The following is a 13,762-nucleotide window of genomic DNA, read 5'->3' as shown; positions in this document are numbered from 1 at the left end:
TCCTCAGCAGGGATCGCCAAGATTGGCTTGCACTGCTTTATAGCCCCAGTCACATCCGACTGCACGAGAAAGCTCACGCGCAAAGTTGCCTGGCGTTTCGCAGTCAGGTCGGAAACGCCGACCCCGGATCGCGCGTCGCGAGCATCGCGTCGAACATGCGCGCGTAATTCTCCGACTGGTGGCGCCAGTCCCACGCTTCGATCGACGCGCGGATGCGCGTCCCCCACTGCGACGCAAGCGCGGGCGAGTCCCGCAGCAGCGCGAGCTTTTCTGCGAGCCCGTGCGCCGTGCCATCGAAGAAGCAGCCATTCTCGCCGTCGACGATCAGCTCAGGCATGTTGCCGACCTTCGTGGTGACGACCGGAACCCCGCAAGCCGCTGCCTCGAGGCAGGGATTGGGCGTGCCTTCGCTGCGACTGGCGCAGACGTAGACGTCGATGTCGCGGTAGAAGGCAAGCATCTCGTCACGATTGCGCCAATGCTGCTCGCGGATCGCGGTCACGAGCGTGACCCCTGGCACCGCGGCCACTGCGGGCTCGATGACGTTAGGGAAGCCGCGGTGCTCCGCGCCCTGGTTGGTGAGGCTACCAGCCCAACCGACGCGAAGCTCGCCCGGAACGCGCACCCGCGGCGCATCGCCGGGCCGGAAGAACGTCGTGTCGACGCCGTTGGGCGTGTAGTGCACCGGCACGTCGATCAACGGCGCGAACTCGCGCTGCAGCGCCGCGTTGTTCGCGAAGACGCAGCGCGCAAGACGGTTAAGGGTTGCCAGTCCCTGCTCGCGCAGTCCGCCCTGTAGCTCGAAGTGGCTGCAGATACCGATGAGTAACCGGTCCGCGCAACGCGCGAGCGCCGACTCCGGAAGCGGCATCTTCCGGATCTCGAGCCAGTAGAAAATCACCACGAGGTCCGCCGATTCGAGGTCGTGCCCGGTTACCTCGTGCTGGAAGCGCACGACTACCTCGTATCGGTCCGCGAGGTCGCGCGCGAGGTTGCGCGCCTTGCTTTCGATCGCCCAGCCCGGCCGGTCGGCGATCGCAAGGATCCGCGGCAGCGCGCTGTCGCTCACGAGGCCGCGCATTGATCGAGCCAGTGCTGTGTCCAGGGACTGCTCGGGTCGAGATCGTCGTCGCTCGACATCGTGCGCACGTGCGCCAGGCTCGGCAGCACGATGTGATCCGAACGCAACCGCGGACGCCAGCCGTGCCAGCCCCGGTGGTTGACCTCGTCATCGTCGTACTTCCGCCCGGGATACTTGCGGGCCGCATGCGCCTTGCTGAGGAAGAGGTAGTGCTTCATCCGGAACGGCTCCGGGTACATCCGCGGCGGGTGCGGGAACCGCACGAGGTGCCCGCCGGACCAGGCGATCTCCATGGGCACGTCCTGCTTGCGGTAGGCACGCACGCAGTGCGGCGAACGCGGGCGGAACGGATAGTACGTGCGCAGCGTCCTGGCGAAATCGGCGTGATCGTGGTCGGGCGCCTCGCGCGTCGGCACGAACGTGAACTCGGCGAACTCGACCGCGTCGTAGCCGCGCGCGTCGGCCACGGCGATGGCTGCTGCTATCGACGCGTGGCCGGGCGGCGGAAGGTGGATCTCGTCGGCATCGACGTGCATGAACCAGTCGGCGTCGAGTTCGCGGAACAGCGCCTCCTTCCGACGCAGGATGCTCTCCCAGCGGTACGTGCCGTCGTACGGGATGTGCTCGATGCCGATCAGCCCGGCACCGAGGTGGGCCGTCGCGATCTCGAGGGTCCGGTCGGTGGAGCCGTTGTCACACAGGTACACCTCCACGCCTTGCCGGAAGAGGTTTTCCAGGCAGGCGGCGATGAAGCGTTCCTCGTTCCGCGTCGCGAGCACCGCGACGACGCGTGGATATCGCGGGAGAAGCGGCGCCCCCGGGGATTGGACTTCACTCATGGCTTCAGGGAGGTTGATCTGATCGGCGTGGGGTCCAGTCGGCACCACGATCCCGCGATGACATGATAAGGCACGCCGCACAGACCCTGATGCAATCCATGAAGCCCTTCGCCTGGTGCTTGCTCGCCCTCCTTTCGATCGCCGGCTGCCCATCCAGCGCAGCGCCGCCGTCGGACGCGTTCGAGCGCATCACGCCGCGGGAAGCGGGCTACTCGCCCGAGCGCCTGGAGGAGCTGAGGGCCTTCCTCGAAAAGTCAGGCTCCGACAGCCTGATGCTGTTGCATGAAGGCAAGGTCTTTTTCGAATGGGGTGACATACACAAGAAGTTGCTCGTGCATTCGATGCGCAAGGCATTGCTCAGTTCCCTGTATGGCATCCACCAGGGACGTGGCGACATGGACCTCGACAAGACGCTGGCCGAACTGGACGTCGACGACCTTCCGCCCGCGTTGACCAACAAGGAAAAGTCCGCCCGCCTCATCGATGTATTGAAGTCGCGTTCCGGCGTGTACCACGCGGCTGCTGCCGAATCCGACGGCATGTCGCAAGTCAGGCCGTCGCGCGGAAGCCATGCTCCCGGCGAGTTCTTCTACTACAACAACTGGGACTTCAACGTCGCCGGCCGCATTCTCGAACGGCGTATCGGTCGACGCATCTATGACGCGTTCTTCGACGAGATCGCGCAGCCGCTGGGCATGATCGACTATCGCAACCACATCGTGGTGGCACCGGCTGGCGCCATTCCCACCGGCCCGGATGTCGACGGCTTCTACCAGTACGAACCGGACCGATCACGCTATCCCGCCTATCACTTCCGCATGTCGGCGCACGACCTGGCGCTTTACGGTCAACTCTTTCTCGACCGCGGACGCTGGCACGGCAAGCAACTCATCCCGGCCGAATGGATCACGCTCAGCACGCGCCCCTACTCCATCGTCGAACCGCAGTATGGCCTGGCCTACGGCATGCTCTGGGATGTCCTGGTACCCGATACGCCCGACGAGACGCCCTCGTTCTTCCACACTGGCGTCGGCATCCACATGTTGGCGGTCTACCCCAAGCACGGCCTTGTCATGGTTCACCGCGTCGACACCGGGAAGGGCTCCCGCTTCAACGACGGCGACTTGTATCAGGTCATCCGCCTGGTGCATGGCGCCAGGCTGCCGAAACGGTAGGCGCGTCCGGCAGACGCAAAAAAACGCCCCGGCAAACCGGGGCGTTTGTGATTGCAGCACCGACTGGAATCACGGACTGGTGAGCAGACCCAGGTTGTAGGCCTGCAGGATCGGCAGGAGCGGCTGGAAGAAGCTCCGGGTGCGATTGTTCGGCTGCTTGCCCTTGCAGCTGCCGCTGCCGCCCGACAGCACGCCCTGGGCCTGGCCGGGGCCGGTAATGAACGAGCCACCCGAGTCGCCGCCTTCGGAACAGGCGGTGGTGCGGGTCAGGTTGAGGATCGTTTCGCCGGTGCTGTAGCTGACGGTCTGGCCCTTGGCCTCGATCGTGCCGCAGCGCCAGCCCGAGGTACGACCGGAGCGGCAGATCGCGGCGCCGACGGCGGCTTCGGTGCTGCCATGGACGGTGACGTCGCCCTTGCCCCAGCCGTAGACGGTCGGCGACAGCGTGTTGCCCGCATCGACCTTCACCCACGAGTAGTCATTGCCGGTCTGGCCAGGATTGGGGAATTTGGACGCGGCGAACGTGCCGATCTTCGGCCCCAGCGTCCACTGCGGCGAGAGCTCCAGGTACACCGGCTCGCCGGCATCACCGCAGTGGCCGGCGCTGACGTAGCCCGGGGTGGTGTTGCCCTGGGTGACCGTGAAGCCGATCGAGCAGGCGTAGAGGTAGCCGTCGCCGGGATTGCGCAGGTAGCCCAGCCCGCCGCGCAGAGTGCTGCGCAGGCTCGGCTGTTCGTCCTCGGTCACCAGGCGCACGCTCTGGACATCAATGCCACTGGCGGCGGCGAAGTCGATGCCAGCCTGCTGCGCACCCTTGCCGACGCTGATCACGACGCTGTTGCTGGGCATATGGACGTACCAGCCGTACACGCCCTTGGGCACCGTGCTTCCGCTCGCCAGCACGGCATCGAGCCGCGACTTGGACGCATTGAGCTCGGTCAGGCTGCGGCGGGCGCTGCGGATCTCGACACCGGCGGCGCCTTTCTGCGGGCCGATGGTGGTGGTCGCGACGACCAGCCGGAAGCTGCCATTGGACTGGCGCTCGATCCAGCTACCGGCGAACGCGCGCCCCTGCGCCTTGGCCAGCTGCTTCTCCTGTAGCGTCGCGAGGTGTTCGATCTTGAGGTACTGGGACAGCTGGGCCGAGGTCAGGCCGAGGTCGCGCTGCATGGCCGCGCGGACCGAAGCCGGCAGGTTGTCGGAAGGGCCCGCCGCGGAAGCGGCCATGGCGACGACGAGCGAGAGGGGCGAGAGCACGAACAGGCCGCGTTTGGCCCGGGAAGCGAACTTGCGCATCTGCAGATCTCCAGTCGGAGTGAGAGTCGAGTTGCAGGACCTGCCGTCCGTGCGGTGGGGGCGCAGCTCGCGAAGTGGGTCCAGCCGGCGGATGTTTGTCGCACCGCTATGGAGGGAACGTGAAAACCGGAGCGCGTCGGACGGCAGAAGCGGTGCCGACCTGATTTATCACTCGGGCCGCTGTTGTTTGGGCCGGCGAGCCAAGCGTTCGGTCGAGCCCTTATTCCCAAGTTTCAGGAATGCGCTCTTAGCCCTACTTTCCGCAGCAGCATCGTGAGCCCCGCATCCGCTGGAACTGTGCTGGCACCTGCGTCCACCTGCCACGGCTGGAGGCCCAGCGCCCGGGCAAAGGGATGCATGAGCCGGCCCAGGTGCAGTGCCTGCAGGCCGCGCGGGTCGGTCGCGACAAATCCCGACACGATCGGTTCCGCGTGCGGGAGCATCCGTGACAGGAATGAATCCTGCCCGGAGTTGCTGTCGAACTTGTCCACGTGCGGCCAGGTCGCCGGTATCGATTCCAGCAGCGCCAACTCGGTGAGTCGGCCCGGGCTGTAGCGTGCGAAGCCGGAATGCCAACCGATCTTGAACGCGCTCAGCGTGCGCCCGACCAGGAAGTTGCTGCTGGAGCCGATCACCCGGTCGCCTGACAGGAGTTCGGTGAAAACGACGGCACCAATCGCGCCGAAGCGCTCGACCACCTCGCGGAAGAAACCGACGCCGGCCACTGAACTGAGCAGTGAGCTGCCGTGTGCGCCTTTCCATCCGCCATGCTCCAGCGCGAGATGGCGCTCACAGGCCTCCGGCAGCAGGCGGGCCGCCTGAACAAGACGCACCGAACACGGTCCCGCTTCATGCAGGCGCCGTCGGCGGCGGCGCAGATCCTTCAGCATATGACCCGGCAGCGCGGCCAACACGGCCAGGCCCGGGGCCAGCCGCAGCACCGGCCGGGCGAAGCGCGACAGCTCGCGCCAACCGCCACCGGCCTCGGCGGCGACCGCGCGCAGCGCGATGTAGCCTTCGTCGCCGGCGGGTACGGCTCGCAGGGCGATGGCGCGATGGCGCATCGCGCCCTTGCGTTCGCGCATCGCGGCCAGCAGCGCATGCGCCACGGCCGCGGCCTCTCCCGATGCGACCAGCAGCCCGGTGCGGAACGAGTGCAGCGTGCAGAAGGCGCGCAAATGGGGCACCGGCGCAAACGGGTTGGCGCGCTCGGCACTGAAGCAGCCCACGCCGACCAGCTCATGCGCGGCACCGCGCTCGAACAACGCCAGCAGCGGCGGGCGTGGCGACAGCCAACGGGCGGCCGGCAGGACGAACTGCGGCATCAGGAACGGGTTCGGCTCGCAGGCGCGCGCGGCCAGCCCGGTCCAGGCGTCATAGGTACGCGTATCCAGCTCGTCCATCCCGAGCCACCGGATCGTGATCGACATGCTGTCCCAATGCCCCCTGCCCCCGCGCCGCGCCATCCCAAGCGCCGGCCCATACCCGAGGCAACGCGCCGCGGTCATTGCGGCGGCCACGCAACCTGATCCGCTGCGTTCACAGACCTGCTTCCGCGCGCAAGCTCGCCTGGCGCCCTGACTACGGCAGTAGCAGCACCTTGCCCACGCTGCCACGCCCTTCCAGCAACGCGTGCGCCTGCGCGCCTTCGCGCAGGGGGAAGCGCGCGGCGATCGCGACCTTCAGATGCCCGGCGCTCACCGCGGCGAACAACCGGTCGGCGCGCTGCTGGCGCGCTGCGGCGCTGGTCAGCACGTTCCACAAGTCTCCGCCCACCAACGTGAGCGAGCGGTCCATGAGCACGCGCGGATCGACCGGATCGGGATCGCCTGCGGCCATGCCGTAGAACACCACGGTGCCGCCGATGCGCGCGAGCGCGAGGCTGTCGCCCAACGTGCGTCCCACCGAGTCGTAGACGACATCAGCGCCGTTGGGCACGAGCGCACGCACGCGCTCCACCCAGCCGGGGCCGCTGTCCACCGCGTGCGCGCCGCCGGCAGCAAGCGCGGCCTGGCGCTTGTCTTCACTCGACGCCAGCGCGATCACCTGCGCACCCCTGGCGCGCGCCAGTTGCACCAGCAGCTGGCCCACGCCGCCGCCGGCGGCGTGCACCAGCAACGTCTCGCCGGCGCGCACCGCGTGGCTGTCCTCGAGCAGGAACTGCGCCGTCAGCCCCTGCAGCAACAATGCGGCCGCGATGTCGCAACCGATGTCATCGGGCAGCGCGATCAACTTGTCCAGCGGCACCGCCACGCGCTCGGCATTCGCAAATGCGCTGTCGGCGAACGCCACGCGCTGGCCGACTCGGAACCGCCGTCTGTCGTTCGCGCCGTCCGCATCATCCGGATGCAGGGCGACGATGTCGCCCGCGCCCTCGTAGCCCGCGATCCACGGCGGCGAACCCGCCAGGTGATAGCGGCCCTGGCGCCGGTACACGTCAGCGAAGTTGAGTCCGATCGCCTGCGTGCGTACCACGGCGATACCCGGTGCGGCGACGGGATCGGGCACGGCGGTCCATTCCAGGACCTCGGGGCCGCCGAAACGGGAGAAGGTGAGTGCATGCATGGCGACATTTTCCTCGAATGAACCTCGCTAACAGGGTCGCAGACCGTTGCGTCCGAACAACGGTCCATGACCCCGTTCCGCGCAAATCAGGTGCGGCCGCGGCACATCAAATGCCAGTGCGCAGACCGCGCTGCGTCCGTGGGCCATCTCGCGCAAAAGGTTCATTTATCAGATCGAGCAAATGAACCTGACTCTTTTAGCCTTACTTTAGCTTTATGGCGGCGTGTTCCTTGCTTGTCCGCCATGTGTCCGCGCGGACGTCCGATGCCCTTCGCTGGACGAACCGCTTCACCGCGCGAGCCTGCTACGGCGCGGAAATGGCGGATGGCACGATGCTTGCTCACGCGTTACGCGATGCGTCTCGATCGACGGCGCGGATTCGGAGCAACACATGGACAAGAGAACAGACAGACGTGACTTCCTGAAAACCTCGGCCGCGCTCGCGGTCGGCTTCGTCCTGGCGCCTATCGCAGGAGCGGCCTCGAGAGGTGCCGAACCGTCGATTCGTTACCGCGACGCCATCCTCATCGACGGCAACCTGGTGCCTCCGCTCGACGACGCCGGCCCCCTCGATCGCGCCACGGCGCTCGCGGTGAAGTCGTCGGGGCTGACCGCACTGAAGGCAACGCTGGGCGGCAGCAATGGCGACTTCGCCCAGGCGAGTGCCGAGATCGATGCTTACGCCGCCGGCATCCGCCTCAATCCCGACGTGTATGTCAGGATCGACCAGGTGTCGGACCTTCTGCGCGCCAAGCGCGACGGCAAGGTAGGCATCATCTTCTCGTTTGAAGGCGTCGAGATGCTGGAGGCGAAGCTCGAACGCATCGATCACTTCCGCGCGCGTGGCGTACGCGTGATGCAGCTGTCGTACAACCGATCGTCTGCGTTCGCATCCGGGGTGTTGAGCCCCCAGCCGGCCTCGGGGCTGACGCCGCTCGGACGCGAGGCCGTGCAGCGAATGAACGCTGCGGGCGTAACCGTCGACCTCAGCCACTGCGATGAGGCTTCGACGCTGGCGGCGCTCGCCGTGTCCAGCAAACCCGCATTGATCACGCATGCCGGTTGCGCTGCGGTGCATGCACATCCGCGCAACAAGAGCGACGCCGTGTTGCGCGCCGTGGCGGACAAGGGCGGTGTGGTCGGCATCTACAACCTGGCATTCCTGACCCGCGCCCCGCGGCAACCGACGCTCGATGACTATCTGCGCCACATGCGCCATGCCTTGAACACCTGTGGCGAAGACCACGTGGGGATCGGCAGCGACGCGCTGCTGATGACGTTCGACACGTCACCCGAGAGCATGGCCCAGTGGGACAAGGCCATTGCGGCGCGCAAAGCCAGCGGCGTTTCGGCACCGGGCGAAGGCCCACCGCCGTTCGTGGTCGGACTCAACCGTCCCGACCGCAGCTTGCTCATCGCCGATGCGCTGGCGCGCCGCGGCTACAAGACACGGACCGTCGAGAAAGTGCTCGGCCTCAACTTCCAACGGGTATTCGCCGATACCTGGACGAACGCCTCCAGCACGTAGGATGCGGTAAGCGAAAACAGGGCAGGGTACGTTTTGGACGGCTCGCAATTTGTACTCTGACCCCTGTTGCACGGACCCCTGTTGCACGACGCAAAAATGACCCAGGCTGGAGTTAGCCCAGCGAAGGAGTGTCCGATGTCGACGCACAAGCCACCACCCGATGGCGCCAAGCTCGACCGCATCGTCGCCGAAGCGCGACGCAGTACCGAGCAGCGCGCGAAGGGGTACCGCGAGCAAGCGTTGAAAATGTATCCATGGGTCTGCGGACGCTGCGCGCGCGAGTTCACCCGGACGAACCTGCAGGAGTTGACGGTGCACCACCGCAACCACGATCACGACGACAACCCGGCCGATGGCAGCAACTGGGAATTGCTGTGCGTGTACTGCCATGACAACGAGCACTCTCGCTACATCGACCATACCGGCGTCAGCGCGGCGGCTGCGGAGGACGGGACCACGGCTGCCACCGGAACGCCGTTCGCCAACCTCAAGGCGTTGCTGAAGCGCGGGGAATGACGAGAGCGCAGGGAGTCAGGTTTATTCGATCCGATAAATGAACCTGGCCGCTTTTTCCTGAAGGAGCAGGAAATGGGCGTCGCGGGTGCGAGTCAGGCCGCCGCGCGATTCGCGTACCGCGGTCCGGAACGCCCGCCGAGAAGGCGGGCAGGAAGCAACAGCATCGCCTGCAGGAGCGCGAACAGCGCCGAGAACGTGATGCCGACCAGGCGAAACGGCAGGGCGAGCAGCCATATCACGGGCCACAGCACCAGGGCCAACAACGCGAGCGGCCAGCACAGGACGAAGAGAAGGCACCAGGCAACGATCGTAATCAGCGTCTTCATCAGGGTTCTCCACGGCTGGGCGAGCCGCATGGGACTGGACCGGCCCACGGTGCGATCTTTGGAGACCCCGGGCAATCGGCTTGCGACGAACCCGCCCGGGGACCCGACCAAGCCATGAATACGGCGATGAAACGCGGCGGGCCCGCTTCTGGTCGGCGGCGATGCCGACAAGTCGGCATTGCACGCAGGGTAGGCCTTGGCCCACCACGATTTGCCTCATGCGGTGGGCTGAAGCCCACCCTGCGCAATGAAAATGAACCTGGAACCTTTAGCCAGAACCTTTAGCCAATTTTCGCTGTTCCAACCGATCCGCGCAAAAGCAGGGTCACGAAACCCTGGGGGGCGCGACCCCAGTTCCGTTTTCTCCAGATAGATGAACCTGACCCCTTATCTGGCAGACCCCTTATCTGTTATCTGCGAGTGTCAACGCTGCGAAAATAGTCGGCGCCAGCGTCTCACTGGCAGACACAAGGGGCGTCAATGAAGGTAGCCATCAACGGAGCCGGCATTGCCGGTACGGCGCTCGCCTACTGGTTGAGCAAGCTGGGCCACGAGGTGTTGCTGGTGGAGCGCGCATCGCAATTGCGCACCGGCGGATTCGTGCTCAACCTCTGGGGCATCGGCTACGACGCGCTGGAAAGGATGGGCCTGCTGCCAACGCTGCTGCAACTGCAGCACCACTCCGATGAGCTGCGCATGGTGGACCGGTCGGGGCGAACCCGTGGCGGATACCCCTCCAGCGTGCTGTTGAAGCTCGCCAAAGGACGCATGGCCACGCTGGCGCGATCCGATATCGCAGCGGCCATCTACGGTGCGTTGGATGGCCGGGTGGAAACGTTGTTCGGCGACAGCATTACGGCCATTGACGATGACGGCGCGCGGGTGCGGGTCGCGTTCGAGCATGCGCTGCCGCGGGAATTCGACCTGGTGATTGGCGCCGATGGCCTGCACTCGCGTGTTCGCCAGCTGGTCTTCGGGCCTGACGCCAGTTTCGAGTATCCGATGGGATGCCACGTCGCTTCGTTCGAGGTCCCCGGCTATCGTCCTCGCAACGGCAATGCCTACGTGGCGCACACCGCGCCTGGGCGGTATGTGGCCCGCTTCCCGATGCGCGACGATCGGATGCTTTTCTTCGTGTTGCTACGGGACGAGTACCTCAAGGGGCGGGTTCCCACCAGCCACGCCGAGCGCAAGGCGGCGTTGAGCGATGCGCTCGCCGACATCGGCTGGGAATCCGCGGCCATCGTGTCGGCAGTCGGGCAGGTAGACGACATCTACTTCGACAGCATCAGTCAGATCCGCATGGATGCATGGTCGAAGGGCAAGGTTGCGTTGATCGGCGACGCCGCGGCCTGCCCTTCCCTCATCGCGGGGGAGGGAGCGGGCTTCGCGCTGGCGCAGGCCTACGTGCTTGCAGGCGAATTGCATCGCCATGGTGGCGATACCGCAGCGGCAATCGCCCGGTACCAGGCGCACCTGAAGGCGATCGTCGCTCGCAAGCAGAAGCACGCGGAAAGCCTGGCAGCCTCATTTGTTCCAAGAACGGCACTAGGGGTGCGCGTTCGCGACTACGCCACGCTCCTGATGCGCCTCCCGGTCTTCCCGAAAATCCTGATGGGGCGCTACTTCAAAGATGAGATGGCGTTGCCGGAGTACGGGATCTGATGCCTGATGCAGAAAGGGTTCCGGGTTGATTTTCATGACCTGTGGTGAACCTGGCACCATTCGCTCAAGCCGACATCGGGTGATGCATTCATCGGCATTGGTTTTGCTGGTCGCACTCGGTCCGGGAGATCAGAACTCGTAGGGCGGGTTTTAACCCGCCGCTTCGAAGTGAAAAGGCGGCGGGTTAAAACCCGCCCTACGGGCTCGGTGTCCGCTCCCGACCCTAAGCAGCCGCTGGAACCTTGCTCGCCTTCTTGTTTGCGATCGGCAGCGGATTCGGCTCAACGCCACGGCTGCGCAGGTAAACACCTCCCCATTCCCAGAGCGTCTTGAGGACGGGCAATAGCGAGCGCCCGAACTCGGTGAGTTCGTACTCGACCTTGGGTGGCACCTGCGGATGCACATGGCGTAGCAACACACCGTCTTCTTCAAGCTCGCGTAATTGCAGCGTCAGCATCCGTTGCGTGGCATTCGGGATGCGGCGCGACAACTCCATGAAGCGCAGCTTCCCGGACATCAGGTGAAGGATGATCAGTGGCTTCCACAAGCCACCGATCACCGAAAGCGTGGCCTCCACACCGCAGCCGCTCTTGGGGTTGTGTCGTCTCGTGGCCATGTGTACTTACATTATTGATAGTACCTTTCATTATTGTACCTTCTTGCGATTTCGGAGGTACAGCCCAAACTGTGCTCCATCGATTGATGGAGGCGTCATGCGCGCATTACTTACCGAGAAAGCCGACGCTGGTCTGGTCACGACGATTCGCGACGTGGCGGACGACCAACTCGGCGAGGGCGAAGTCACCGTTCGTATCGAATGGTCGACGGTCAACTACAAGGATGCGTTGGCCGTCAGCGGGCGCGGCGACATCATGAAAGTGTTCCCGCTGGTGGGCGGCATCGATCTTGCCGGCACGGTCGAGCGTTCGGACAACGCCGCCTACACGCCTGGAGACCGCGTGCTGGTCAATGGCTGGGGCTTGAGCCAGACCCACAACGGTGGGTACGCCGAGAAGGCGCGCCTACCGGCGGAGTGGCTGATCCCGGTGCCGGATGCCTTCTCCACGCGCGAGGCGATGGCCATCGGCACGGCCGGCTACACCGCGATGATGTGCGTGATGGCCCTCGAGAACGCGGGTGTCACCCCTGCAAGTGGCGATGTCCTGGTGACCGGTGCCAACGGAGGCGTCGGTTCGATCGCCATTTCCTTGCTGTCCAAGCTCGGCTATCGCGTGGTCGCTTCGACGGGACGTCCGGAAGAGGCTGACTACCTGCATTCACTTGGGGCGGCGGAGCTAATCGATCGCAACGAGTTGTCGGCACCGGGACGCCCGATCGGCAAGGAGCGCTGGGCGGGCGCGGTCGACTCGGTCGGTAGCCACACCTTGGCGAACGTGCTGGCGCAGACTCGCTATCGCGGCGCTGTCGCGGCCTGCGGCCTCGCCCAAGGCATGGATCTTCCGGGCTCGATGGCGCCCTTCATCCTGCGCAACGTCAGCTTGCTCGGTATCGATTCGGTGAATACACCGAAGGCTGTCCGCGAACAGGCATGGGCGCGCCTGGCTGTGGATCTGGATCCGGCCAAGCTGTTGGCCGCTACACGTGAGATCGCACTTGATGAAGTGCCCACCGTGACCACGCAAATGTTGCAAGGCAAAGGCAAGGGGCGCGTTGTCGTCCGCATTGCGGCCTGACAGATCCACGTTTGCGTCCTATCGACGTTGAGGAGTTTCAAATGACAGAAGAACAAGTTCCTGGCCGCCTGGAGATCGAATCACGCGGTGGCACGCTCGTCGTCCGCCTGGACGGTGGTCGCTACCAATTGTTCGGTGCGGAAATGGCGCGCCAGCTGGAAGCGTTGGTGGACCGCGCCGACAAGGACCCGGACATCCACGCAGTGGTGTTCACGAGTGCCCATCCGCAGCGTTTCATCAGCCATGCGGACGTGAAGTGGCTGCAGGAAGGTGGCGTCCAGTTCGTTGCACGGCAGCAAGCCGGCGCCGATGCGCCGCCGCTCGCTCCCGACTACGTGGGTATCGACCGCTTGCACGGCATCTTCCTACGCATGAACGGTAGCGGCGTGGTGTTCGTGGCGGCATTGGAGGGATCGGCGCTTGGCCTGGGCGCGGAGTTCGCGTGGGCTTGCGACCTCAGGGTGATGGCGGATGCCGACGCCTTCATCGGGCAGCCCGAAGTTCTGTTGGGCATCATGCCCGGCGGCGCGGGCAGCCAGCGCCTGACGCGCCTGGTAGGAACGCATCGATCGCTGGTCGCGATCCTGGAGGGCAAGCCTTTGACGCCGGCACAGGCGCTCGAGTACGGCGCCGTGGATGCCGTCGTCGCGAAGGAGAACGTCATTGGGAAAGCCATTGAACTGGCGGATCACTTCGGCAAGCGGCCCAAGGCGAGTGTCGGTGCGATCAAGCGTTCGATCTACTTTGGGGGCTCGCTGCCCTTACCCGACGGCATCAAGCTGGAAGCCAAGGAGTTCTTGGGACTGGATGTGTCCAAGGAAGGGCAGGAACTGATGCTTGCTTATCAGGCTGGTACCGCTGCCTTGGGGGACCTGCCTCTGTATGTCCCAAGCGTTTACGAGAAGGCGCTAGTTGCCGGAAAACTTCCTGTGGCGTTCGGCGAGTAGCGACCAAGGGCTGAGCAGTCTCAGCGACTATCAATAGAAGGGTCGACCCATCTGCGTCGGCCTTTCTTGTTTAGGGATTGAAGAACTCGATCTGGACGACGTCATCGAACGACCACTTCTGGCCGCTCCT

13 protein-coding genes are annotated in these 13,762 nt (G+C 65.2%); 6 read left to right on the top strand and 7 right to left on the bottom strand.

The genetic code is table 11. The features are described 5' to 3' along the window. Nucleotides 1-103: 103 nt before the first annotated feature. Both ACYVD7_RS03175 and ACYVD7_RS03170 read right to left on the bottom strand, forming a co-directional pair. Entirely contained in the window at nucleotides 104-1,081 is a 978-nt protein-coding gene (locus ACYVD7_RS03175; RefSeq protein ID WP_460758943.1) for a glycosyltransferase family 4 protein, read from the bottom strand. After that, on the bottom strand, nucleotides 1,066-1,920 hold the full coding sequence (locus ACYVD7_RS03170) for a glycosyltransferase family A protein (RefSeq protein ID WP_460758940.1): 855 nt from the start codon (nucleotides 1,918-1,920) through the stop codon (nucleotides 1,066-1,068). Before ACYVD7_RS03170 ends, ACYVD7_RS03175 begins: the two co-directional genes overlap by 16 nt. Before the next feature lie 89 nt (nucleotides 1,921-2,009). On the opposite strand from ACYVD7_RS03170, the gene ACYVD7_RS03165 reads away from it, so the two are divergent. Further along, the gene (locus ACYVD7_RS03165; RefSeq protein ID WP_460758938.1) at nucleotides 2,010-3,095 is read left to right on the top strand and encodes a serine hydrolase domain-containing protein; all 1,086 of its coding nucleotides are present in this window, start codon (nucleotides 2,010-2,012) and stop codon (nucleotides 3,093-3,095) included. Nucleotides 3,096-3,164: 69 nt separating this feature from the next. Here the strand turns inward: ACYVD7_RS03165 and ACYVD7_RS03160 are convergent, their stop codons facing one another. The 3 genes from ACYVD7_RS03160 to ACYVD7_RS03150 all read right to left on the bottom strand — a co-directional run bounded on the left by ACYVD7_RS03160 (nucleotide 3,165) and on the right by ACYVD7_RS03150 (nucleotide 6,956). Further along, complete coding sequence (locus tag ACYVD7_RS03160; RefSeq protein WP_460758935.1) at nucleotides 3,165-4,391, bottom strand: S1 family peptidase; 1,227 nt, start codon at nucleotides 4,389-4,391, stop codon at nucleotides 3,165-3,167. Between the two features lie 233 nt (nucleotides 4,392-4,624). Then, nucleotides 4,625-5,821 carry a GNAT family N-acetyltransferase gene (locus tag ACYVD7_RS03155; protein ID WP_460758932.1) on the bottom strand — a complete coding sequence of 399 codons (1,197 nt, stop codon included), beginning with the start codon at nucleotides 5,819-5,821 and terminating at the stop codon, nucleotides 4,625-4,627. Between the two features lie 151 nt (nucleotides 5,822-5,972). Next, nucleotides 5,973-6,956: a quinone oxidoreductase family protein gene (locus ACYVD7_RS03150; protein ID WP_460758929.1), complete on the bottom strand. Its 984-nt coding sequence runs from the start codon at nucleotides 6,954-6,956 to the stop codon at nucleotides 5,973-5,975. A gap of 391 nt (nucleotides 6,957-7,347) precedes the next feature. Here ACYVD7_RS03150 and ACYVD7_RS03145 point away from each other — a divergent pair, with 391 nt between their 5' ends. Then, the gene (locus ACYVD7_RS03145; RefSeq protein ID WP_460758926.1) at nucleotides 7,348-8,484 is read left to right on the top strand and encodes a dipeptidase; all 1,137 of its coding nucleotides are present in this window, start codon (nucleotides 7,348-7,350) and stop codon (nucleotides 8,482-8,484) included. Nucleotides 8,485-8,619: 135 nt separating this feature from the next. Next, on the top strand, nucleotides 8,620-9,000 hold the full coding sequence (locus tag ACYVD7_RS03140; protein ID WP_460758924.1) for a YajD family HNH nuclease: 381 nt from the start codon (nucleotides 8,620-8,622) through the stop codon (nucleotides 8,998-9,000). 92 nt (nucleotides 9,001-9,092) lie between these two features. Here ACYVD7_RS03140 and ACYVD7_RS03135 read toward each other — a convergent pair whose 3' ends face one another. Next, nucleotides 9,093-9,326, bottom strand: coding sequence for a hypothetical protein (locus ACYVD7_RS03135; protein ID WP_460758921.1), 234 nt, complete (start codon nucleotides 9,324-9,326; stop codon nucleotides 9,093-9,095). A 480-nt stretch (nucleotides 9,327-9,806) separates the two neighbouring features. Between ACYVD7_RS03135 and ACYVD7_RS03130 the strand changes: the two genes are divergently transcribed. Continuing rightward, a complete protein-coding gene (locus ACYVD7_RS03130; RefSeq protein ID WP_460758918.1) occupies nucleotides 9,807-10,991 on the top strand; it encodes an FAD-binding domain in 1,185 nt (394 codons plus the stop codon). Between the two features lie 223 nt (nucleotides 10,992-11,214). Here the strand turns inward: ACYVD7_RS03130 and ACYVD7_RS03125 are convergent, their stop codons facing one another. Beyond that, nucleotides 11,215-11,607: a winged helix-turn-helix transcriptional regulator gene (locus tag ACYVD7_RS03125; RefSeq protein WP_460758916.1), complete on the bottom strand. Its 393-nt coding sequence runs from the start codon at nucleotides 11,605-11,607 to the stop codon at nucleotides 11,215-11,217. Between the two features lie 97 nt (nucleotides 11,608-11,704). On the opposite strand from ACYVD7_RS03125, the gene acuI reads away from it, so the two are divergent. Together acuI and ACYVD7_RS03115 are read left to right on the top strand one after the other, a co-directional pair. Continuing rightward, entirely contained in the window at nucleotides 11,705-12,685 is a 981-nt protein-coding gene (acuI, locus tag ACYVD7_RS03120) for an acrylyl-CoA reductase (NADPH) (RefSeq protein ID WP_460759786.1), read from the top strand. A 41-nt stretch (nucleotides 12,686-12,726) separates the two neighbouring features. Next, complete coding sequence (locus ACYVD7_RS03115) at nucleotides 12,727-13,632, top strand: enoyl-CoA hydratase/isomerase family protein (RefSeq protein ID WP_460758914.1); 906 nt, start codon at nucleotides 12,727-12,729, stop codon at nucleotides 13,630-13,632. The last annotated feature ends 130 nt before the right edge of the window (nucleotides 13,633-13,762 follow it).

This window comes from Lysobacter fragariae (assembly GCF_054779775.1).
The sequence above is the reverse complement of the archived record's forward strand: the minus strand, read 5'-3'. Positions and strand labels throughout refer to the sequence as shown.

Excerpts from the sequence above, each read along its gene's own strand:
- acuI (WP_460759786.1), top strand. The coding sequence starts at position 11,705 with ATGCGCGCATTACTTACCGAGAAAGCCGACGCTGGTCTGGTCACGACG.
- ACYVD7_RS03165 (WP_460758938.1), top strand. The coding sequence starts at position 2,010 with ATGCAATCCATGAAGCCCTTCGCCTGGTGCTTGCTCGCCCTCCTTTCG.
- ACYVD7_RS03160 (WP_460758935.1), bottom strand. The coding sequence starts at position 4,391 with ATGCGCAAGTTCGCTTCCCGGGCCAAACGCGGCCTGTTCGTGCTCTCG.
- ACYVD7_RS03140 (WP_460758924.1), top strand. The coding sequence starts at position 8,620 with ATGTCGACGCACAAGCCACCACCCGATGGCGCCAAGCTCGACCGCATC.
- ACYVD7_RS03145 (WP_460758926.1), top strand. The coding sequence starts at position 7,348 with ATGGACAAGAGAACAGACAGACGTGACTTCCTGAAAACCTCGGCCGCG.
- ACYVD7_RS03170 (WP_460758940.1), bottom strand. The coding sequence starts at position 1,920 with ATGAGTGAAGTCCAATCCCCGGGGGCGCCGCTTCTCCCGCGATATCCA.
- ACYVD7_RS03175 (WP_460758943.1), bottom strand. The coding sequence starts at position 1,081 with ATGCGCGGCCTCGTGAGCGACAGCGCGCTGCCGCGGATCCTTGCGATC.
- ACYVD7_RS03135 (WP_460758921.1), bottom strand. The coding sequence starts at position 9,326 with ATGAAGACGCTGATTACGATCGTTGCCTGGTGCCTTCTCTTCGTCCTG.
- ACYVD7_RS03155 (WP_460758932.1), bottom strand. The coding sequence starts at position 5,821 with ATGTCGATCACGATCCGGTGGCTCGGGATGGACGAGCTGGATACGCGT.
- ACYVD7_RS03115 (WP_460758914.1), top strand. The coding sequence starts at position 12,727 with ATGACAGAAGAACAAGTTCCTGGCCGCCTGGAGATCGAATCACGCGGT.
- ACYVD7_RS03150 (WP_460758929.1), bottom strand. The coding sequence starts at position 6,956 with ATGCATGCACTCACCTTCTCCCGTTTCGGCGGCCCCGAGGTCCTGGAA.
- ACYVD7_RS03130 (WP_460758918.1), top strand. The coding sequence starts at position 9,807 with ATGAAGGTAGCCATCAACGGAGCCGGCATTGCCGGTACGGCGCTCGCC.
- ACYVD7_RS03125 (WP_460758916.1), bottom strand. The coding sequence starts at position 11,607 with ATGGCCACGAGACGACACAACCCCAAGAGCGGCTGCGGTGTGGAGGCC.